Genomic DNA, 23,490 nt, shown 5'->3' on the forward strand with positions numbered 1-23,490 from the left:
CAGTATATCAACTCATATATCAGATAGAGAAACAACTGGTTGCGTACATCACGTTTAGTTAATTAAATTTACTTAATTCACACACATTATTCTAATAAAAAAGTGTATATAATGCGCATGCTCAACAACGGGGTCATGAGAATTAGATCTTTTTTGGCTCCTATTGCTGTCTAACCAAATAAGACAGGAGAGTATTTGGAGTAATGGTATGAACAAAAACACGAAAAAACATGCAGAATCCAATATGCAGCACGCATGGAAGATTCTGCTGGTTCTGCTGTGTGTCGGACTGTTCGTTGGAGCGGTCAGCGCAGCTACTACAACTTCGGTCGAGATCTCGCGGATCGCTGCCGACGGAACGACCGTTCTCGCAAACGAGACGGTGACATACGAATGGATAAAAGAGAATCTTCCGATTGCCGGTGACGGAATAACACATTACGGTCATCAGGGGCCGGTGTTTGAGGAGGCATCCGGCTACTACGGAGATCCCTGGGATCCTCAGGAGATCATCAACACCGACGATGCCGGCGCTCTGCGAGGGACGTCTGTTCTTGATCTTGCATCTCTCGTTGGCGAAATCCCGGAAAACAGCACTGTTAAAATCATTGCCAGTGACGGATTTTCCCAAACATTCAGTTCCGGTTATCTCATCTCCCCAACAACCGAAATGGGACCGCTGGTCCTTGTCTGGGAAGTGAACGGTGTAAACGTTTCCGCAGCAGGAAGCAGCGGCGATGCATCAGACGGTATGAGGGTCTACTTCTTCGCCGATGATGGTGTTTTTGGGAACTATGATATGTTCCAGACCATGCCGGAAGGTGATTGGTATAACTACTCAACGATCTATCCATCAACACGCGGACTATCGGTGAGATCGGTTGACCGAATTAAGATATACACCGAGGAAACGGAGTATAACCCAACACCTACAGTCACACCCACAATCACACCTACAGTCACACCAACCGTAACTCCCACGCCCAAACCGGAATATGATCTTTCCGGATTTGACCGTGTGGTCACCATTGACACTAGCCAAATCACTATCCCTGCAGCAGCACTCGGCAGCAGCAGCACGTTGAAAACAGACACAACTGCTGGAAATAATTCAGTTGCTGCTATGGTTTACAACACCTTTGGCAGCGATGTAACCTTCTGGAAAGGAGGGCAGACTGGAAATAAATTTAATCTGGATACATTGCTTGGAAAAACCCACAAATCCGGAGGCTACTGGCATCTCTTCGTCGACAGTACAGAACAGAGTATCTCAAGCTGGGCAACTGATCTTACCGTAACGTCAGGTCAGGTTGTTGAACTTGTTTACGAATCAGATACTGTAGGCGTTGAAAACTTCACCGTTAGGATGGAAGCGTCAGAAGATCCGATGTACATCTACGACAATGTCGTTGACATCGGAAAAACAGGTACGTTTACCGAGACAATAAACGATGTCCAGTATCAAATTCCCTGGTATTCGCCTGCAGGAGTTCTCAAGAGTCTTGACTTCGATACTGAGTATCTCGTCAGACAGAACGGAAACATCTACTTTAATTCTTTCACAGATCTGCAAACTGGAATAGTCTATGCGGATGACTACATTAATGTCTACAATGCCGCTGATTTATCTGCAACACTCCCGGCGGATGCGGAGATTCTTCCCGGAGATGTGATCTACATTCAGTTCGGCGGGAATAAGTACACAATTGAAGGTTCAACTGCAGTAATCCGTGCTGAAATATATGCACCAGGCAAAACCGCTACATGGCCGCTTTACCTGAACGGTGCTGTTGATATTCCATTAGACAAGGACTACTTCGAAGCAGATGCATCAACTCACGCACGTGTAACCTACACTGATGGAAATGGTGATGTCTGGAGCGGCGTCCCGCTGAGAATTCTTACTGGTATGGTCGATGATATCGAGGCAAACGGAGTTTCACATTATACCTTCAATGCAACCCGTGCCGCAGCCGGTTATACGATTACTTTCACGAACGGCGACGGGACGACCGCATCAGTCAACGCAGATGTTTTGCCTGCAACCCGTAACAGTGATATGACGTATACCGATGCATATCTGATTGCAGATACGCTCAATGGTGTCAAGACCGCTCTTACCTTCGTCGGTTCAGCAGTACCTGCAAAACTGACGGATGTCCGTACGATTAATATGGATGTTTCTGCATTCGAACCCGTAGAAGAAAACTGGTCGATCGATTTGTTTGGAAATATTAACGGAACACTGGCAGACACGTTCCTCTACGAAGCGGTGGACAGTGGATGTGCACCGACCCACAATATAACCTACACTGATACAAACGGCGATGTGTATTTCGGAATGGGAATGAGTACGTTCCTTGGATGGGTCGACGACGAACATCCCCACGCACTTGCATCCGAGACGCTGTCCGGCGGTGTTACGATTACGTTTGCAAACAGTGCAGGCGACAGCACAACCATAGATTCAGATATCTTCAAAGATGATACGAAAAAAGCAATCATTGCCATCTACAAAAATGGAGAAAAGATCACTCCAACGTTCATTGGTGAGGTTGTAGGGTTAACAGACCGTATCTCCGGTGTTTCAACCATTACGTTCACCAACTACCGTGCCCCGCCGGAAATCGAGGGTCTCACCATCATCAAGAAAACCGCTGACGGTACAATCATCAACCAGACCTATATTTCCTGGCAGGAAATGCGTGACACATTCCCAGTAATCGGGGACGGAACCTACAACTACAGTATCCAGGGTCCGATCATGCCCGACTATATCGGGGAATACGGTAACTGGGATGAAGATGAACAGTTCCCGCCATGCGGAACCGCCGATGATCCGCGGTTCAAAGTCAATGATCAGGTAAAAGGAACGGCAATCATAAACCTTACCGATCTTGTCGGCGGAATGAGTGAAGGCGATCAGCTGAAAATCACAGCAAGCGACGGGAAATCAGAGACATTCGTTGACGGATACCGGTACATTTACAACCCGGATGCGAGAATGGGAACAATGTTCCTTGCATGGTCCGATGACGGTATCGACGGGCCGACCGGCTATGATATTCTGTTCCGTCTGTTCATGACGTCCGACGACAATATATTCAGTCTCTGGGATATGCATGAGAGTATGGCAGAAGAGGACTGGGGATTCTATGCAGGCCTTTACCCGACACCAGCCGACTTCTCTGTCTATAAGATCAATAAACTGGAAATCATCGTTAGTGAAACCGACGTCACATATGAGTATACCGCAGACACTGGGCAGGTAGAGATCCCGGCATCGGTTATTTCCGGTAGCGATGTGCCAAAGACGGTAGCCAATAACTCTCTGATTGGTGCGGTCTATAACACGCTTGACGGAGCGGAATTATTCTACAAAGTCGGACAGACGGCAACGTACTTCAACCTCAATTCATATGACGGTCACATCCACAAAAGTCCAGGCAAGTGGTACGCATACATCAACGACGCAGAGGTTACTGAAAGTGAATGGGACAAAGTAACCGTAACGGGCGGTGAAACGGTTCGCCTCCTTTACGATGACAGCACGAATGGCAAGACCTACAATTACTCTATCAAAATCACGGCACCAAATCTGATTGCTGCTGTGATTAAAGGAAATGTGACGATTCCGGCAGACCAGATCACTGCAGGCGTTTCCAAAGAAGTCGATAACGCATCTGTTATCGGTGTACTTTACAACACCTTGCCTGGAGTTCTCTTCTATTATGGCGGGGATACAACAACCTATTTCAACATAGAATCATACGACGGTAACACGCACAAAATTCCAACAAAGAATGATAAATGGTACCTTTCGGTCAATGGTGTAACCTTAGGTAAAACCGAGCCTGACTGGAGTCTGATAACTGTGGAAGACGGAGACGTTGTTTCCCTTATGTTTGACAATCAGACAGCAGGCACCGTTTCCTACTTCAACATGACCGTTGAGACGGTACCTGTTGGAACCATCCTTCCGATTACTGACGGAGATGTGATTGTTCCTGCAGCAGATATTTCAGGAAGCGATATTGACGTAAACGTTCCAGGTTCATCACTCATTGGCGTTCTCTCAGGAATCGACGGTATCGGATTCTTCAAAGGAGGGAATCAGGGAGCATACTTCAACCTTGACTCCTACGACGGCCATACACACAAAAGCCCGACGAAGAATGATAAATGGTATGTCTATATCGATGGTGTTGAAGTAACCGAATCAAACTGGACAAACGTCACCGTTTATGATGATCAGGTCATACGTCTATTCTTCGATGAAGCATCAACCGGAAACAGCTACGAATACCTTTTCACGACAAAAGGAGGGACAACTGCAGGCTGGTCAGTCAAACTGATCAACGGAGAGACGGAAACGATCCTCAGTCAGAGCGAGTTCGAAACGCTTGCAACGAAATACACTGCATATCCCTGCACGGATGAAAACGGTGTCTGGAACGGTGTCCCGCTCTACGTTCTTGCAGGAATTGTCGATGATGACGATGCATCCTCATTTAACGAAGTTCTTGCCGGAATCGGCTACAGTATCCGCGTAACCGACTCTCAGGCAACGCCATACTCGACAAACTTTGACAGCGCAGTGATCGCGAATGATAACTCGATTATCGTTGCAAACACGCTCAATGGAGATCCGATCCCCGAATTAACAACTGCCGGAAAGCCGTGTGCCCCCCTGCAGATGAAAGGTGTATCGGCTGGACAGCTTATTGGGAATATCGGAACCATTGAACTGATCGATGTTCCGGAAGATGGAAACCTGCTTTTCCTCTCAGGAAAGATGCAGCGGTATTTAACCCAGGAACAATATGACGGAAGCAATCATCACTTCGTGACCTACGGCGATTATGAGGGCATGCCTTTGTACACGCTCGTCGCAACTATTGATGACGTGGAGGCGGGAATCCCCGGAACCTACTCAGGCAGTCATTTCACGTTAAACACCAGTATCATTTCAACCTCACCATACACAATCCTCATTACAAGCACCGACGGACAGACGCGTGAGATTCCATCAAGCGAGATCGCATCAGGAAAAACGGGAGCATTGAACTACATCATTGCCCAGAAAGCTGACGGATCGCTCGTACTCACAGGAAACAGTGTTTCCACCATCTTTGAAAACGTCAAGTCCATCGAACTGAAAGGAGATGCTTATCAGGGAGATGACTGGTATATCCTCTTGGATGGACCTGAATTTGGCGTGTACTTAAGCAAGGCCGAGATTGAAGAGGCGGTCGGATGCGAATGGCATTACAAAACATTCACCGACCCGTATACCGGCGAAGTATGGTCAGGTATGACGCTTGCATCGCTCGTTGGATATGTTGACGATACAACGATGCCGGTCGGTTCAAACCACGGGGGATCGTTCAATCTCCAGCTTGCAGAGAACGGATACACCATCATCCTGACGGCAGCAGACGGTTACAGTGCCGAAGTTGACAGCAAAGATCTGGCAAACAACAAAAATGGATACATTATTGCAAACAAAGTCGACGGAGAAGATCTTTTCAAATCCGACAACCTGAAGGAAAACAAATACCCGCTCAGACTTGTCGGAAGCGGAACCTATCTGGATACCGGAGATGCAAACACCTCCAAATTCACCAGTATCGCCGTAGGCGGCCTGGTAAAGATCGAACTCAAAGAGTTTGCACCGGAAACAGAATCTCCCAAACTCACCATCGAAAAGTACGACACGGCTGGAAACATCATAGCAAGCGAAGAAGTATTATGGTCCGACATCTGGGCTGATCCGGCCACGTATCCAGTAATTGGAGACGGGGTAACGGTATATGCTTTCCAGGGACTTGTAATGGAAGAGGAGGGGGAGAAGATCGGTCAGGGTGTTGGATGGGATCTTGACGAGAAATATCTCACCGGCAACTACAAAGTTTCCAATGCAGTTAAAGGAACTGCTGTTCAGAATCTGACCGATCTTGTCGGCGGCATGAACACAACCGATGAGATCAAATTCATCTGCAGTCTCGACGGCTGGACAACCACACTGAACTACACGAACATCTATACACCAACGGTCAGACAGGGAACAGCCTTCCTTGCCTGGTATGCCGACGGTAAAACAATCCCCGAGTACTCGCAGGGTCCGCGTCTGTACTTCACGTCCGACGACAACGTCTTCAGTCACGCCGATATGTACTACTCTCTGGATGAATCCTACTGGCACTACAACAGCGGCCGGGCATCTGCAGGAGGCATCTCAGCACAGATGGTGGATGTAATCAAGATCATTCCAAAAGCAGACAGCTGGACGATTAACCTTAACGGCGCCATCAATGCGACCATAGACAAAGGCTACTTTGAGAGCGGCTTGACCTGCACATTCGCAAACGGAACGGTATCCGACCATCAGGCATACTATACCGACAGCAAAGGACGTGTCTGGGCAGGAATGCCTCTCTGGATCCTGACCGGATTCGTCGATGACGAAAACTCACACACCGGTAATTCCTACAACAGAACCCTTGCATTAAAGGGGTACAACATCACTGTGGTGTCTGATGACGGCTCAGAAGTTATCATCGACAGCCGCGATGCATATATGAGCAACAATTATATTGTTGCAAATACGCTGAACGGTTCTATCCTCGAAGAAGATGACGGCTGGCCTTTAAGACTCGTCGGTGCAAACGTGACCGGAGATATGCAGATTAAGGGAATTGAAGCAATTAACCTTGACCTGCAGCCTGTTGCCGAGAAAGAACTTGAGTATAATGACACGGTAGTTTTGAGAAACACTACGCTCTCTCTGGACGTCGGCGGTACGAAGTACGATGTCGCAAGCAACACAGTACTCGGCGTCATCCTCGAAGCAGGACTCGAGCCGGTAATCGGAACAAAGAAGTGGGATATTGCAGGAATTCTGCTGTTCGACGGACTTACCGGATATGAAAGCGGTGACACCGCTGAATGGACAATCATGGTGAACAACGAAACGACGATCGACGGATATAATGATGCAACGAAGAATGTAGCAGTCAATATCTACGAGGTCAAACCGGGAGATGTGATCACTGGTAAATTCCTCGGAAATGACGGAGTCACCGTCAGCCAGGAGTTTGTAATAACCGTGACAGATTCCGGACTTGATTACGATCAGACTGTCGTTTTAAGAGACACAACGCTCTCACTGGACGTAAGCGGAACGACGTATGATGTCACAAGCAACACAGTGCTCGGTGTCATACTCGAAGCAGGACTGGAGCCGGTAATCGGGACAAAGAAGTGGGATATTGCAGGAATTCTGCTGTTCGACGGACTCACCGGATATGAAAGCGGTGACACTGCTGAATGGACAATCATGGTGAACAACGAAACGACGATCGACGGATATAATGATGCAACGAAGAATGTAGCAGTCAATATCTACGAGGTCAAACCGGGAGATGTGATCACCGGAACGTTTAGCGACACGACCACCGGCAATGTCATTCAGGAATTCACCATCACCGTAACAAAACCCGATGTATTAACCATCAGCGGTCCATCTACCCTGATTTCCGGAATTGAAGGTACCTATTCATTAGAATGTGAAAATGCAGCACGTATCACGGTAAACTTTGGTGACGGAACTGTTACAACGTATACCGCGACTGACGGGGCTGTTGTTGTAAAGCACACCTATACGACAAATGCCAAACAACCCTACACGATTTCGGCAGCTGCATATAACAGCGCCGGAACATTGCTGAAAAACGCTGAATATTCAGTTACGGTAGAACACGCAAAATTAAAGCCTGCTGACCCGGTTGTAACCAACGGTACAAAAGTAATTACACAAACTACCGGAAATGCAACGCAGATCTCCGGCATCACCGTTGATGAGTCGGATCTCATCTCCCCTGGAGCGGTTCCTGCGATCCTTGTCGTAGACAACTCATCCTCCGTACCTGCGAACGGGGATTACGGACAGTTGCCTGAAAATGCCGGTCTTCTTGCAGTACTGAATATCAGTCTGACCAATATTACCAACCCGGACAATCTCAACTACACGGCAACCTTCCAGGTATTCCTTGACAAAACAGCAGTAAATCAGCTTACAGGCAACGATCCAACGAAGATCACTGCCTACAGAAACACACTGATCGATGGTGCCTGGGTTCAGGTTCCTCTGAAGACATCATATAATCAGACCGCAGACACCGCAACGGAATATGCCTATGATGTAGAAACACCAGGATTCTCATACTTCACCTTTGCAGCAGTTGCCGCATCAAGTCCTGTCTCTTCGACAAACCCTCCATCAAGCGGAGGAGACACTGAAGCCAGCGGAGGTTCGTCTGTAACATCAACAACTACGGTAACGCCGACCTCGATTCCGACAACTGCATCACCAACACAGACGCAATCAACGCCGACACAAACACAAACCTCGACTCCGACCTCAGTTCCGACAACTGCATCACCAACACAGACGCAATCACCTGTGCCTTTTGCAGGACTGCTCGCGGGACTGGGAATTGGAGCATTGATTCTCAGGAGAAAATAACATTTTTTTCTCATTTTCTTTAACTTTCATTTTTCAGGAAAAACAGCATGTTTGTTAACTTAATCTAATATACATGGCTAACATTTCTTATTTATCTCGCGGGAGACAAATGATACATGCTTGTGTATGAAGACACGCGACGTGCGCTCTTCTCCTATAATAAAATTCATAGAAAGTGGTATTTTGATTAAGTCAAATAGAACAAATTATCAAGTACGGTCATCTGCTTACCCTATTTATAGATGGGTTCTCCTTTTGCTGTGTGTCGGACTGCTCGTTGGAACGGTCAGCGCGGATACTACGACTTCGGTCGAGATCTCAAGGATCGCTGCCGACGGAACAACCGTTCTCGCAAACGAGACAGTGACATACGAATGGATGAAGGATAATCTTCCGATCGCCGGTGACGGAATAACGCATTACGGTCACCAAGGACCGGTGTTTGAGGAAGCCTCCGGCTACTACGACGATCCCTGGGACCCGCAGGAGATCATCAACACCGACGATGCGGGTGCTCTGCGAGGGACGTCCGTTCTTGATCTTGCCTCTCTTGTGGGCGGAATTCCCGAAAACAGCACCGTTAAAATCATTGCAACCGATGGGCTTTCCCGAACATTCAGTTCCGGTTATCTCATCTCCCCAACAACCAAAATGGGACCGTTAGTCCTTGTCTGGGAAGTGAACGGCGTAAACGTTTCAGCAGCAGGAAGCAGCGGCGATGCATCAGACGGGATGAGGATCTACTTCTTCGCCGATGACGGTGTCTTTGGGAACTATGATATGTTCCAGACCATGCCGGAAAGCGATCGGTACAACTACTCGAGTATCTATCCTTCAACACGCGGCCTGTCGGTACGATCGGTTGACAGAATTATGATATACACCGAGGAAACGGCGTATACTCCATCAGAACCTGCTGCCCTGATCATATCCGGACCAAAGATTCTCACCTCGGACGTGGAGGGGACATACACCTTTCAGCATCCCAATGCATCGCATATCAACGTAAACTTTGGAGACGGAACGACCATCGTGTATACCGCTGTTGGTGGAAACGTAACGGCGTACCATGCATTCAGCGCAGACGAGCAGACGGGATTTGTCATTCGGGGATCTGTTCTCAACAGCGAAGGAACGGTCATAACAACAGAGAGTTTTCCAGTAACAGTACACCCGGAAAAATCCCTTCCCGTAAGCCCTGTCATGAACGATACCTCGATAGGTATTACATCCGGTGGGAATGCAACCGAGATCAGACAGATAATCATTGACCTCTCGGATATTGAAACGGGCAGTATTCCGATAATCCTTGCCGAAGATACATCTCAGACTGCGTCCGGCGATCCAACATACGCCACTCTCCCGCAAAATAATGGAATACTGTCGGTTCTGCGTATCAACCTCACCAATGCCGCCAACCCCGACGATCTTAATTATACGGCGGTCTTCCAGATACTGCTGAATAAAACGGCAGTAAATTCTTTAACAGGCAGCGATCCAACCAGGGTTGCAGCATACAGAAACACGCAAAATGATTTGGGATGGGTACAGGTTCCTCTGAAAACAGAATATAATCAGACTGCAGACACCGTATTGGAATACGCCTATGATGTGGAAACACCGGGATTTTCATACTTCACCTTTGCAGCCGAGGCTACGTCAAGTCCCATTTATTCGATACCTTCAACACCCAATCCCACGCCAACCATCGTTCCTACGCTGACGCGTACCCCCACACCAACTCCCACCATTTCAGTAACGGCGTTAGAAGTAAACCTCTACGCTTCAGACAAATCAACACTTCTTCAAACAAAAAAGTACACTCTTGAAGAGATCATTTCTCTTGGAAATATCGGGGACGGGGTAACCCATATTTATCTCCAGGGTCCTGTATTTGCAGGTGACGAGGATGAATCCAAATACTGGGATCCTTCGGAATCGATCAATGTTCTGGAAAAAGATATGGGAGCCGTCCGTGGAACAACGATTAAAATGCTTGCAGCACCAGTCGGAGGAATCCCCGAAGGAAGTTCAGTACAGATTGTATCGACGGACGGATGGCGCAAGACATTTTCGTCCAGTTACATCATAAACCCGCCGTCCAGAATGGGGCCGATGTTTCTTGCATGGGAAAAGAACGGGATCAAAGTCTCAGAAGGGTATGACGAAGGGATGCGTCTTCTCTGGTGGCCTGACACCTCGGTAAATCCCTGGGGAAATAACATCTTCGGTGTTGCGGACATGAAAGAAACGATGTACGAATCTGAATGGTATTATTATCAGGGAAAATATCCAACAACGACCGGAATCTCCGGACAGAAGGTAAACAAGATCAACATCTACATCGGCGGTCAGATCACGCCGACCCGTACTCCAACACCAACGCCAACCCCGACACCTACCCAGAATATAAGCAAAGGTGTGATTAATGCGAGCGGGATATTCACCACAAACACAACAACGGGTATCACGACCATCACGTTTCCACAGAATACCACCGGAAACGTAACGATTCAAATTGGATCAATCGGCGATGTTGAACTTCCGAAGAATCTTGGCAGCTACTACGGGATATATGATGTACATACCCCGGAAAACGCCGGCAGAATTGAAATCTGTTTCGCGGTACCGCTAACCGACATTCCCTCGAACAAAACAACCGAAGACATTATTGTTCTGCATTATAAAAATGAAACCTGGTATCAGCTGCATGTTGAGAATCTGACGGTAAATCAGGGGATGATTACCTTCTCGGTAAAGACAAACAGTACATCTCCTTTCGTGATCGCCTACCGTACTGAGGGTCTTTCCTTCCCGTTCGAGGAGGAAGAGGAGATAACGCCCACATCAACTACCACAACGATCCCAACAGAGCAAACCGGGAAAAAAACAGAAACACTTTCAACAAATACTCCGGCAGAGACAAACACACCAGTGAGTTCACCCCTTGACTTTTCATTCATAGGAATGATTATCGGACTCATAATCACCGCAGGAATCATTGCAGTGATTCTAAAGAAATAATACTGACAGCTCCCCTCTATTTTTCATCCGGGAAACACGTCTCTGACGACACCTAACGGAAGTAAATCAGAAAAAAAGTGATGATATATTCTTATTCCACGATTGAGATACAGGTATCGCGTTTCGCTTCGTCAACGTATACCAGTTTCAGCTCAATACTATAGAGCTTTGAAAGAAGAGCGTCCGACAAAATATCCTGGGTTTTTCCAAAGGTAAAATGACCATTATGATCCAGAATCCCAACCATGTCCTGCAGCATGATCACATGATCCGGCATATGCGTTGTCAGAATAACAGCATACCCGGAATCGGCGAGTTTTCGAATCAGCTTGGTCATACGGATCTGATTTCCGTAATCCAGATGGGCGGTCGGCTCATCCAGAAGAATGACATCCGGCTGCTGGGCAAGGACCCGTGCAATCGTCACCATCTGCCGTTCGCCCCCGCTGATCTCGGTGTAAGGCTTGTCGATCAGATGAGATATCCCGATCTGGCGCAGGGCTTCCTCTGCGATAGAGTAGTCTTCTTCACGAGGCGTCTGCAAAACGCCGATATACGGCGTTCTTCCCATGACCACAAAATCAAGGACCGAATAGGCATATGCGGGATTATGAACCTGAGGAACATAGCCGATGTATTTTGCGACCTCCTGCTGACGCATCTCCTTCATATTCCGCCCGTCGATGAAGATATCACCAGTAATCGGCCGGTACAGATTCGCCATGCAGTTCAGTAAGGTACTTTTTCCTGCACCGTTCGTTCCAAGAATGGAGATGATCTCTCCCTTGTCGAGACCAAAGGAGACATCGGAAAAGATCATCCGTTCCTGTTTCGGATAATGAAAGCCAAGATGGCATAATTCCAGCTTCATGTGATGGACATCCTCTGCCGTATAAGCAGATAGAAATAAAACGGTGCTCCGATAAGTCCGGTGATAATGCTGAGAGGCAGTTCGGCGCTGGTCAGAGAACGGGCAGTGATATCGATGAGAATCATGAATATCGCTCCAAGAACCACGGCAACCGGCAAAAGCTTCCTGTTGTCGGGTCCAACAAGCATTCTTCCAAGGTGAGGGATCACAAGACCTACCCACCCGATCGTTCCTGCAAGGCAGACGGCACTTGCCGTTAAAAGCGTTGCACAAACGATGATAACGCCGCGAACTTTGCGGACGTCAACGCCCAAAGTCTTTGCTTCATCCTCGCCAAGAGACAAAACATTGAGACGATATCTGAAGAGAAGAAGGATGAAACCCGCCACAAGCATACAGGGAGCCACATAATACAGATCGATCATATCGACATTCGCCAATGAACCCATCGCCCAGTAAACCATTTCTGCAAGGGCAGTATCCGCATCGGCGACGTACCTGATGATTCCCATGATCGAGGACATCAGACCGCCGACGATCACACCGGATAAAACAAGCATAAGCGTGGAACTGTTATGCATCAGACGGGGGATGGCAACCGTTATCGACACGGCGACAAGACCGCCTATAAATGCCCATATCTGAATGATAACCGGACCAAGACTGTAAAGTATAGCTAAGGATGCTCCGATACAGGCTCCTGACGAAACACCCAGAAGATCGGGAGATACCAGAGGATTTTTGAACATACTCTGGTATGCGGCCCCGGAAAGTGCAAGACCGCCGCCTATGAGGACCGCTGCGATGGTTCGCGGGAGACGGAGATTGAAAATGACCGCCGCCATCGTCTGGGTCCATGTCGGCTGGATCGGAAAGATCTGGGCCAGAAGAATTGCAACAGTATCGAAAATGGGGATGTTGTATCTGCCAACGGCAAGCGATACGAAAAATATTCCAACAGCCATTATGACCAGACCGATGAAGATCATCCGGTATTTTGCGTTGGATATTATTCTGCCGCTCAGATTTCCGGCAATATCATTTCCCATTATCTATTCTCACGTATACGTTTCGCCGTTCGGTCCGTAACCGTTGATCATGTTCTGAGCTTCTTCTTTTGTTAGATCAATGCCAACAAATTCTTTGTAGAAGTCCTGAACTTCAGATACCATGTCAACCTGGAATAAATCGGGGTGGATCACCGATGCAGCGAAGAGAATCTGCAGAGCGCTTTCCATACCGAACCGCTCCCAGGGGAAAAGACCGTTTGGATTCGTATAAACACGACCGTTTTTGACGGCGTTGATCTCTTTCCATTCCTCAGAAGCCATCAGTTCATCATAGAGTTCATGCTGAGCAGGGCCGCCGATAATAATGACATCAGGATTCAAGGCGAGTACTTCCTCTGCAGATGCCGTATTGCCGGTCAGATTAAGACGGGTTGATGCAAAAATGCCTCCTGCGGTCTCCGTCCAGTCCTCCATAATGGAGTTTGCAGAGAAGGTCGCATAAAGACCCTGATTCGACTGACCCTGGATGTAATAAACCACGGGTTTTTCATCTTCAGGGATGTCGCCGATTGCTGCCTGGACACGGGCTTTGTTCTCGTCCACAAGATCGGACCACTTTGCAGCTTTTTCAACATAGTCTCCGCCTAACGCTTCGCCAAGGATGCCGAATGCCTGTTTCATGGTGTCATAATCACTGAACATCAGACAGATAGCAGGAAGACCGGCTGCACGGAGTTTTTCGGCAGTTGCTTTCTGAGGCGTGATGATTAAGTCGGGAGAGAGAGCGAGAAGTTCCTCAACATTATCGGTTCCAACCGGTACATCGACGATTGCCGGATACACCTTTTGGGACCAGTAGAGCGATTTGGTAAAGGATGTCGTTCCGATGAGTTTATCGCCCGCACCCATACAGAGCATAACGGAGTTGGATGCCGGCCATAAATTCACAACCGTGTTAATTTCTGCAGGAATGACAACCTCGGCACCGTTCATATCGGTAATGGTCCGATTTGAGGGAGATTGAGAGACATCGACACACCCTGCTGCTGAAATGGTAAGTATCAGAACCAGAGATACGAGAATTAATAGAAATTTTTTCATCATTTTATCTTTTTATGTTAAGTTTTGTGCCATAGATATAGTTAACTCATTTTAATAAAACTGTTAATTAAATAATATTAATTTTTTGCAGTCAATTTTGAAAAAAGTAACATATAATAATTAACAAAGCGCGGCATATTACATATTCCAATATTCCCACTATTCCCGCAAATTGCGATTTTCGAGGCAAAACTATTTTCAGCAGCGAAAAGAAAAAAAAGAGCGGGAAGTTAATAGGTTTTTGAAGAGACGTCCCACCAGATGACCGCAGATCTGGTCTCCAAAAGGAAAGTATATCCACCGTTTGCATTTTCTGTGAGGAACTGATCCACATTGCGCCGGAACACATCCGTTTTATCCGGATCGATCTGGCCAAGGATCGACAGATCTCTGTAGGCCTCTTCGCGGGAGGCGTACTCGCAGGTAAATCCGTCATCGACGACATGTACGTTCGGTTCGTACCCAAGATCGTAAACGATATTATAGAAAAGATTGTAGCCAACCCGCCGATCTCTTCCTCCGGGATGGGGTCTGCGGCCTTCGCTGCCGGTTCCGGTAAACAGTTTTTCGAGAAGTTCCGGGATACTTGGGGCATTTGCCCAGATCACGATAGCTGCGATCCTGTCTGCAAAGGAGCTCAGCTTTTTCAAATCCTGAAGACCGGCGGAACGTGAACAGATTGCCACATCGTGTTTTTTAAGGTTTTCACCGATAACGGCATCATTGAAGTCGAGAAATACCGGATCAACGTTTGTAAGATTCGCCTTTTTTACGTTCTCCTTACAGTAAGCAAGCATCGACTCTGCAGAATCGGCGGCGGTAACCGAGGACACACGCTGAGCAACGGGGACCGTGATACGGCCTGGTCCGCATCCCATATCAAGAACTGTGTCCGTTGGTCTGAGAGGGATGGCGTTGATCTGGTTCAATGTGTGAGATTTTTCAAGGGCCGCCATTTTGTTGTACATGGTCGCGGCCGTGTCCCACATATTTTCTCCGTTCTTTTGCTGCGAAGGCATTTGCGGCATACTCAGTTTTTGCAGAGCCTGCCAGTTGATAAGAGAATCCATAATGTTAAACTCCAGAATTGATAGAATTGATTTGTCGGATAACTGATAAATACTATTCGCAAATTAATTGAAAAATAAATCATATTATGCTAACATGGTGAGAGCCTGGAAAATGCCATTCCAACGGGCAGGGTCCATAGTCATTTTCTGCAGATGAAGTCTGGATGACCTACCCTTTTATGTATCAAAAAAGAAAAGCATACTGTAATGATCAAGGTTGCAGTCAATGGATATGGTACGATCGGAAAACGCGTTGCCGACGCGGTTTCCTGTCAGCCGGATATGGAAATAATCGGCGTTTCCAAAACCAAACCGGGCGCAGAGGCCTACGTTGCCCAGAAAAGAGGATACCCCCTCTACATCGCAGATATCAGTAAAAAAGACGCTTTCACCAAAGCAGGCATACAGGTCGCCGGCTCGGTCGAGGAGATGATCCAGAAGGCGGATATCGTCGTCGATGCAACGCCCGGAGGAGTCGGTGAGGGAAACAAAGCCCTCTACGAAAAGTACCAGAAAAAAGCGATCTGGGAAGGAGGAGAGGAGCACGAAGTTGCCGGATTTTCCTTCAACGCATCCTGCAATTACGAGCAGGCGATCGGCAGACAGTATGCACGGGTCGTGTCCTGTAATACCACCGGCCTTTGCCGGATCATCAAACTCATCGACTCCGTTTTCGGCGTGAAAAAAGTCCGGGCAACCATGGTTCGCCGGGGAGGAGACCCCGGGGATATCAAACGAGGACCGATCGATGCGATCGTTTTGAACCCGGTCACGATCCCGTCCCACCACGGTCCGGACGTGCAGAGCGTTCTCCCGAATATCAATATCATAACCTCGGCGATGATCGTGCCGACGACACTTATGCATATGCATTTCATCAATATGGAACTGAAAAACCCGGCAACCAAAGAGCAGGTCATCGAGCTGATCAAAGCCCACTCCCGTCTCGGCCTTATTGAAAAGAGCACGGGGATCACGAGCACGGCCCAGCTGAAAGAGTTCACCTCCGATCTGCTCCGTCCAAGAGGAGACCTCTGGGAGAACGGGATCTTTGCCGACTCGCTGTCGGTCCTCGACGGAACGGATCTGTATTTGTTCCAGGCGATCCATCAGGAAGCGGATGTCGTCGTGGAAACCGTGGACTGTATCCGGGCAATGGCCGGAGATGTGAAGACCGCCATGGAATCGATCGCAATGACAAACAAGGCTGTTGGTCTGACGGCCATCCGCTGACTTTTTTTATGGATCTTCCATTACCAAGTTCCGACGGGACGTATCACGAGTTTGGCGGTGCGCCTATCTATGAAAAACGGTTCAAGGCCGTCGGACCGTTCCGGTTCCCGGGCCTTGCCGCCGTAGTTGATGAATCGGGAGCGTATCATATCGATTTTTCAGGCAGCCCCCTTTATGAAGAAAGATACGCCCAGGCAGGGGATTTTTCGTATGACTGTGCAGTGGTCAAAACGGCAGACGGCGAGTATTTCCACATCAACGAAGAGGGAAAACGGATCGGGCACAACAACTATCTCTATGCCGAGGAGTTTTTCGAAGGGACGGCGGTGATCTACCGGAAAAATTACGGAGCGACCCACATCACGACCGGAGGGGAGATGCTTTACGGAGACTGGTACTTCGATGCCCGAAGATTCGTCAACGGCGAAGCACTCGTCAGAGACGAGGACGGCTGGCTCGTTATCGATATGACGGGAAAGGAAATTCACCGGGCCGATCCCCCCGAGGATGAATATCCTATTTCAGGAATGGTCAGATTCATCGGAACGGAAAGCCCGATCCCCACTATTCTGAAGATGACCGAATGGGATGCGGCGGTCGTTCTCGTCAGGCATGCCGAACGGGAGCCGTTCATCAAAGGAGAGCCGGGGTCCCACAAAAAACTCACGATCCGGGGGGAGCGGGCAGCACTGACCTTTGGCGAAAGAATCGGAGGCCGGCGGATCAAAGCGTATGCAAGCCCGATGTTTCGGTGCATGCGTACCGCCGAGCTGATCCTTGCAGGAGCAAAAGAGCCTGAAAATGTCTGCGCAAACGATTTTCTCGGCGATCCCGGGGCATACGTTTTTGATGACGAGCTGACCCGCGGCTTCTATGTGAAAAATCCGACCAAGACGGTGGCTCTTGAATATATCAGAACAGGCACGCTGCCCGGTCATTATCCGATCAGGGAGGGAACGGACAGACTGCTCGGATTCCTGAAAAGTACGGCATTTCAGGACGGCATCGCGGTCTGTGTGACCCATGATGTATTTCTTTGTGCATTTGTATCTACGCTGACCGAGTATGATTTCACGGATGACTGGACAGGTTTTCTGGACGGATGCATTTTATTTAGAAAAAATGAAATATGGTACCTCTGGTGGAGAGGGAAGGAGACAAAATTATGAAGTTTATATGCCCGTTAATCGTAGTCGATGATATCGAAGCATCGAAAAAGTTCTATACCGAGGTCCTTGGTCAGGAAATAACCATGGATTTCGGGGCAAACGTCACGTTCGACGAGTCGTTTGCGATTCAGTCGAAGAGTTCCTGGACAGGATTTATCGATAAACCCGATGCCGAGATCCGGTATCAGGGAAACGATGCCGAGCTCTACTTCGAGGAGGAGGAGTTCGATGCATTCATTGAGCGCCTCAAGAAGTATGATGTGAAATACGTTCATCCTGTGATCGAACATGCCTGGGGTCAGAGGGTCGTCAGATTCTATGATCCGGACATGCACATCATCGAAGTAGGCGAGAGTATGATGAATGTCTGCCGCAGATTCAAGGAACAGGGCATGACCGTTGAAGAGATCGTCGCGAAAACGATGTTCCCGGAAGAGGTCGTGGAGATGTTTCTGGAAGAGGAATAACTCGGAAGTTCAGAAACTGCCGCAGATTCCATGTCCTTTTGGATGAAGGATCTACTGCAGATCATCTCTATTTTTTAATGACGCGAGTGTCAGAATTCCGGCTATCACGCCAATCACTGCCCATATGCCATAACCGATGAGTAATACCCAGATCGAATAATACCATATGTCCTTTATCAGGTTAAGCGATGTATCATACTGCTGAACGCTGCGAGAGATGCCGTAATACACATATGTCATTCCTAAACCGGCAATGCCAAGACAGATACCTGATGTTTTCGCAGAAACTGCCTTTTTCGAAGAGGCTCCTCTAAGCATAAATGCCGCCGGACAGTAGAGAGGCGTGAGAATCAGTGAGATGTCGAAGAGAGATAAGGAAAATATCCGCAGAGCTTCTCCAAATGATTGGGGCTTTCCAATGACTATCAAGCATACTGATATACCGAGAATGAGAACAACTGCCGTTATTATCAGTATGCAGGGAAGTTTACGCATTGTGCGAAGGCGCAGACCTTGTATCGCCCCGGCAAACGGGAGGAGGAGAAGGGAGACCGCAAATACCGCAAGGAGAGATGTGCCGAAAAGGAATACCGGAGCAAAGCTGCCGGAAATTGCAGGATAATAATATTGCGTGAATAAAATATACAGCAGCCATACAGATACCGGCAAAAAATAGATGAGTGCAATGCAGACGGCACTTCGTTGGGTGTTTTGGGTTTGGTCAGTCATGGTTCCCGACGGGCAGTATAACGTTGAATGTTGATTTCATGAGAGGGGTCGTCCCTGACAGAATCACGACATGATCTGTGCGACGAGAAGGACAACGCCGGAGGCAATCACGCTTAGGATAAATAAAATACAAACGGCAGATACAATGCCTAATACAACACCTAATGCTATTTTCATAACACCATTGGAAAACTCTTTATCTTTCATCATTATATGTTCTCGTAGATTTCATCATAGGTCGGTTTTTACACCACCATAACTATACCTTCTTCCTCATCTATTATCAATACATTGAGCCCAGAATCCAATGTTGAGTATATCTGTTGAACAGGGCGGTGAATAGTGCGGGAAAAAGAAAACAGGTCAATTTCTATAGGGAACAAATAATGAGGGAGATGATAGATTCAAAACATCTATTTTCCACTCGATTCATCAAAGAACCAGAATAAATTATGAATACGGGATGCCTGCCTGATAATACTCTCCTTCCCAGTAGAGAATTCTGTGAATACAGTATTTTTCCCGGATCTCATCGATTCGTTGTCGAGTCAGAACCTGGACACTATTCAATACAGGGTTATCTGTTCTAGGGTCCGATTTTTTTATACTGGTATCTTTAGTCAGAAACAACTCCTTTATCTCAGGATATTTTTCGAAATCATCATCAGTAATATTCAATATCGCATATCCGGATTCGTTCCATACGTGGTTGATCGGTTTTTCAGGATATGATGAATAGGTTAATATCATTGACTTACTGTCCAAGATACCGGTGGATTCCACCATAAGAGGGGCAAAAAGTATGAACAGTAAGAGAATGAGAACTACCAATAATATATACCCATATTTTTTCGCGTGATTTGGGTCTTTGTTCATTTTTCATCACATTCGTTACACATGCATACATCATTTTCAGATTTTCGACACAACCAAATCATACAGGCTCCAACCGCGAGACCGAAGAGGGCCCAGATTATGCTAAGGCTCAACATAAACACCTGGGATATATACCAAGGATAAGCGGGAGGCATGCCGGGGACAACAACATCGTATGCATCTCCTGCTATTCCACGAAACATAGCATAGATCAGATAGAAGATGCTGAATACAGCAAATCCTTTCGAGACTCCCGACAGGATCTTCTGCGGTTTTCGTGCTTCGCAGAGCTTCGGGACAGCAAGAGAGAGGAGAGGGGCAAGAATCAGGATGAAATAGATGAAGGTATTCCAAGCAGGAGTCCCAAGCAAAGTTTCATAGATGAGATACATGATGCCCATTACTGTATTGATGACGAGCAAAAAAGCAAGGGCAATTAAAAGAACCGTGAACCATGTCGTTTTTTCCTTGCCGAATGTTTTTTTATACGTTATCACCCCTATCAGAGCTACAATCGGCAGAATAAACAGCAGACTCGCACACAGCCCATCGGCAATTGGGTTTGACAGAAATATCGGCCGGGAGACACTCCATAAAAAAGGTGAGGGAAATATGCATAGCGGCAGTAGATAGATGAGTGCCATGCAGATGACACTTCGTTGGGCATTTTTGGTTTGTTCAGTCATGATCAGGCAAGGTGTATGAAATTGTTTATGATTGTGGAGATGGTTTCTATGATCTATAATTACACCTTTTCCCTCATCTATTATCAATACATTGAGCCTGGAATCCAATGCCGGGAGTATCCTTAGGGATCGTGAGACAAAGAGTGATAAAATAGAGGATATCTCTCTATTCTATAGGCATGATCGCCGAGTAATATCCCCCTTCCCAATAAAAAACCTTGTTCAATATATATTCTCTAATTTCATTGATCTGCTGTCTGGTTTGTACCACGACAAAATTAACCTCATATAGTCTTTTTTCAGGATCCGAGGTGTCGACATTTGTATCTCTGGTAAGGAAAGCCTCTTTTAATGCAGGATATTTTTGGAAATCATCCTCTGTCAGAACAACCAGTTCCAAGGTACTATTATTGCTATCATAATCTGGGATATAATGCAATGTCATCCCCCATGTATCTCCAAGACCCAACGCAAAAAATATAATGGCATAGCCGATGCTCAATCCAATGATCAGAATAAGAATGTCTAAAATGATTTTTTTAGATTTGGCAGATTTTTCGTCCATTATGTGTACCTGACTTTGAGAGATTTTATACGTGGTTTACGTTCAACAACACTAAAATTATCTTATCTCCCTCATCTCTTATCAATACATTGAGCCCAGAATCCAATGATGGGTATATCTGTTGGAATCGTGAATATTATGGGCAATAGAAAACAGGTCAATTTCTATCCTGACTTTGACACTCTCCGCCCATACTCTCAGCGGTTTAATCTCGATCTCATTCTTCAGCGAATTTTTGTAATTTGGTTTTTATTAAAAAAGTTTGATGTCAATGGAAATAATATCCAAACAGCTTTGCTATTTTTATTTTGGAGGAGCAGGCGGACCTGTTATTACAGTAAAGTTAATCGTCTTTTCTGCTGTGTTTCCTTTAACATCAGTAACAACAACTGTAATGTTTGTTTTTCCAGGTGTTGTCGGAACTCCACAAAGCATACCTGTATATGATGTTATTTTTGTTAATTCCGGTTCACCGTAACCAAAACTCTTGACATATGCTGATTCTATTTCATAATCCGAAAGGATTGTTCCAAAAACCCCATGGCCTGCCGGAACAACATCATAGTTTACTGTCCCCCCTTCTGTCGGAAATGTTATGTCGATATTTATCGGGTGCTGTATTTGCGGTTTTGTCTCAGTAAACGGAAGACCAAATACTGAAAACCAAATCGCAGAGGCACATATCAGCCCCACTATACACACGACGATAATGAGTATACTTTTTTTAGTGTTCATAGATATCTTTCTAATCTAACCCCAAGGAGCAATAGCTATTAAATCTATTTATGATATTGTAGAATCTACTGTAATACCATAATTACCAATTCGTCCTTGATTTGTTATCAATACATTGAGCATAGAATCCAATGCCGAAGTATCCTTCGAGATCGTGAGAAAAATAGTGATAAAATAAAGGGAGGAATCTCACATCCGCATATTGTATATTCAAATATCCGGTCTGTTTGGATCAGCAGCTGAATACAACTGACAGACACGTGCCCGTCCCCACCCACTCGTCGTCTCCAGCCAGACCACCGTGTGCGTAACAGTATTCACTGTAGAGGGATCTACCTGGAGAATAAGAGTTGCATCTGCCGTTTCACCGTCCTTCACGTAGATCGGCTTACCTTCGAGGGTGAGTGACATCCCTTCCGACAAAGGAGACATAGGAAATGTTCTATTGAGCGTAACAATAATATCCTCTCCGGATGCCGTGATTTTTATGGCAATTCTTCCCTCAACACCCGGTTCTGTAATGTAAATTGGAATCTGATTTGACCGGTCATCCCGTCTTTGGACGCTTACAAAACCCGTTGCATTATCCAAATCGTAGTACCAGTCAAGAGCAGGAGTGGTATATGACACTACTTCGGGGGGTGATATCAAAAACCCAAAATCAAACATACCCGGCATGAAGGCAGGCAGGCTATTATTTTCTGAGTAGTGATCCGGTAAGATGCAGCCGGCACTAAGGGTCAACAGTAGTATGCATATGCATCCAGTAAGAATTTTTATACTGAATTTCATCATTTGAATCTCGTTAGAAGATTTTCTTCCCGAAGGTACGTAAGCAGCAGAGGGGACTTCTCTTTGTAATAATCGTGCAGACTGGATCCCGATCCACAACTATACCTTCTCCTTTATCTATAATCAATACATTGAGCCAGGAATCCAATGCCGGATGTGTACCCTGATTAAAAATGGATAGCCCAATATATCTTCACTTACAGACATCAGGACTCTTTTTGTAAAAATAAACTGATTAAGCCAAATCTAATTAATCCATTTATAATTCATTCAGATAACTGCAATAATTGCCATTGTTGATCTGCCAACGTGTGCAGATCATGACATGAGCTGGGCAACGAGAAGACCTACACCGGACGCAATCACACCCAATATGAATAAAATACAAACGGCAGATACAACACCTAATACAATACCTAATGCTATTTTCATAACATCTTTGAAATACTCTTTATCATTCACCATTATATCTCCTCGTACATTTCATAATAGGCCGGTTTTTACAACCATCATTACTATACCTTCTCTTTCATCTATTATCAATACATTGAGCATAGAATCCAATGCTGGTGGTATACTATGGTAAAAAAAGATAATCTAATCTATCCTTACTTACAGACATCAGAACTCCTGTT

17 protein-coding genes are annotated in these 23,490 nt (G+C 46.5%); 5 read left to right on the forward strand and 12 right to left on the reverse strand.

Annotated features, from left to right (window positions below; translation table 11 throughout):
• Positions 1 to 208 precede the first annotated feature (208 nt).
• Both MLAB_RS09095 and MLAB_RS09475 read left to right on the forward strand, forming a co-directional pair.
• A complete protein-coding gene (locus MLAB_RS09095) occupies positions 209 to 8,527 on the forward strand; it encodes a hypothetical protein (RefSeq protein ID WP_011834081.1) in 8,319 nt (2,772 codons plus the stop codon).
• 255 nt (positions 8,528 to 8,782) lie between these two features.
• Complete coding sequence (locus MLAB_RS09475; RefSeq protein WP_052289007.1) at positions 8,783 to 11,551, forward strand: PGF-pre-PGF domain-containing protein; 2,769 nt, start codon at positions 8,783 to 8,785, stop codon at positions 11,549 to 11,551.
• Positions 11,552 to 11,642: 91 nt separating this feature from the next.
• Here the strand turns inward: MLAB_RS09475 and MLAB_RS09105 are convergent, their stop codons facing one another.
• From MLAB_RS09105 to MLAB_RS09120, 4 genes are all read right to left on the reverse strand, one after another.
• Positions 11,643 to 12,422, reverse strand: coding sequence for an ABC transporter ATP-binding protein (locus MLAB_RS09105; protein WP_011834083.1), 780 nt, complete (start codon positions 12,420 to 12,422; stop codon positions 11,643 to 11,645).
• On the reverse strand, positions 12,419 to 13,471 hold the full coding sequence (locus MLAB_RS09110; RefSeq protein WP_011834084.1) for a FecCD family ABC transporter permease: 1,053 nt from the start codon (positions 13,469 to 13,471) through the stop codon (positions 12,419 to 12,421). Before MLAB_RS09110 ends, MLAB_RS09105 begins: the two co-directional genes overlap by 4 nt.
• Positions 13,472 to 13,480: 9 nt before the next feature.
• Positions 13,481 to 14,536 (reverse strand): ABC transporter substrate-binding protein, encoded by a 1,056-nt coding sequence (locus MLAB_RS09115; protein WP_011834085.1) that lies wholly within the window; start codon positions 14,534 to 14,536, stop codon positions 13,481 to 13,483.
• 227 nt (positions 14,537 to 14,763) lie between these two features.
• A complete protein-coding gene (locus MLAB_RS09120; protein ID WP_011834086.1) occupies positions 14,764 to 15,603 on the reverse strand; it encodes a class I SAM-dependent methyltransferase in 840 nt (279 codons plus the stop codon).
• A 207-nt stretch (positions 15,604 to 15,810) separates the two neighbouring features.
• Between MLAB_RS09120 and MLAB_RS09125 the strand changes: the two genes are divergently transcribed.
• Genes MLAB_RS09125 through MLAB_RS09135 form a run of 3 tightly spaced genes read left to right on the forward strand, consistent with a single transcriptional unit; the run spans position 15,811 to position 18,472 of the window.
• The gene (locus MLAB_RS09125) at positions 15,811 to 16,836 is read left to right on the forward strand and encodes a type II glyceraldehyde-3-phosphate dehydrogenase (RefSeq protein WP_011834087.1); all 1,026 of its coding nucleotides are present in this window, start codon (positions 15,811 to 15,813) and stop codon (positions 16,834 to 16,836) included.
• A gap of 8 nt (positions 16,837 to 16,844) precedes the next feature.
• Complete coding sequence (locus MLAB_RS09130; protein WP_011834088.1) at positions 16,845 to 18,005, forward strand: phosphoglycerate mutase family protein; 1,161 nt, start codon at positions 16,845 to 16,847, stop codon at positions 18,003 to 18,005.
• Positions 18,002 to 18,472, forward strand: a complete 471-nt coding sequence (locus MLAB_RS09135; RefSeq protein WP_011834089.1) for a VOC family protein — start codon at positions 18,002 to 18,004, stop codon at positions 18,470 to 18,472. Before MLAB_RS09130 ends, MLAB_RS09135 begins: the two co-directional genes overlap by 4 nt.
• Before the next feature lie 51 nt (positions 18,473 to 18,523).
• Here MLAB_RS09135 and MLAB_RS09140 read toward each other — a convergent pair whose 3' ends face one another.
• The 8 genes from MLAB_RS09140 to MLAB_RS09915 form a co-directional block, all read right to left on the reverse strand.
• Entirely contained in the window at positions 18,524 to 19,201 is a 678-nt protein-coding gene (locus MLAB_RS09140; RefSeq protein WP_011834090.1) for a hypothetical protein, read from the reverse strand.
• 63 nt (positions 19,202 to 19,264) lie between these two features.
• A complete protein-coding gene (locus MLAB_RS09910; protein ID WP_187146121.1) occupies positions 19,265 to 19,411 on the reverse strand; it encodes a hypothetical protein in 147 nt (48 codons plus the stop codon).
• A gap of 240 nt (positions 19,412 to 19,651) precedes the next feature.
• A complete protein-coding gene (locus tag MLAB_RS09145; RefSeq protein ID WP_011834091.1) occupies positions 19,652 to 20,077 on the reverse strand; it encodes a hypothetical protein in 426 nt (141 codons plus the stop codon).
• A complete protein-coding gene (locus MLAB_RS09150; protein WP_011834092.1) occupies positions 20,074 to 20,763 on the reverse strand; it encodes a hypothetical protein in 690 nt (229 codons plus the stop codon). Before MLAB_RS09150 ends, MLAB_RS09145 begins: the two co-directional genes overlap by 4 nt.
• 166 nt (positions 20,764 to 20,929) lie before the next feature.
• A complete protein-coding gene (locus MLAB_RS09155) occupies positions 20,930 to 21,328 on the reverse strand; it encodes a hypothetical protein (RefSeq protein WP_011834093.1) in 399 nt (132 codons plus the stop codon).
• Between the two features lie 303 nt (positions 21,329 to 21,631).
• On the reverse strand, positions 21,632 to 22,063 hold the full coding sequence (locus tag MLAB_RS09160; RefSeq protein WP_011834094.1) for a hypothetical protein: 432 nt from the start codon (positions 22,061 to 22,063) through the stop codon (positions 21,632 to 21,634).
• Between the two features lie 210 nt (positions 22,064 to 22,273).
• Positions 22,274 to 22,693, reverse strand: a complete 420-nt coding sequence (locus MLAB_RS09165; protein WP_143702806.1) for a hypothetical protein — start codon at positions 22,691 to 22,693, stop codon at positions 22,274 to 22,276.
• A gap of 480 nt (positions 22,694 to 23,173) precedes the next feature.
• Positions 23,174 to 23,320: a hypothetical protein gene (locus MLAB_RS09915; RefSeq protein WP_187146122.1), complete on the reverse strand. Its 147-nt coding sequence runs from the start codon at positions 23,318 to 23,320 to the stop codon at positions 23,174 to 23,176.
• Positions 23,321 to 23,490: the final 170 nt, after the last annotated feature.

The organism is Methanocorpusculum labreanum Z, from assembly GCF_000015765.1.
Taxonomy (GTDB): Archaea; Halobacteriota; Methanomicrobia; order Methanomicrobiales; family Methanocorpusculaceae; genus Methanocorpusculum; species Methanocorpusculum labreanum.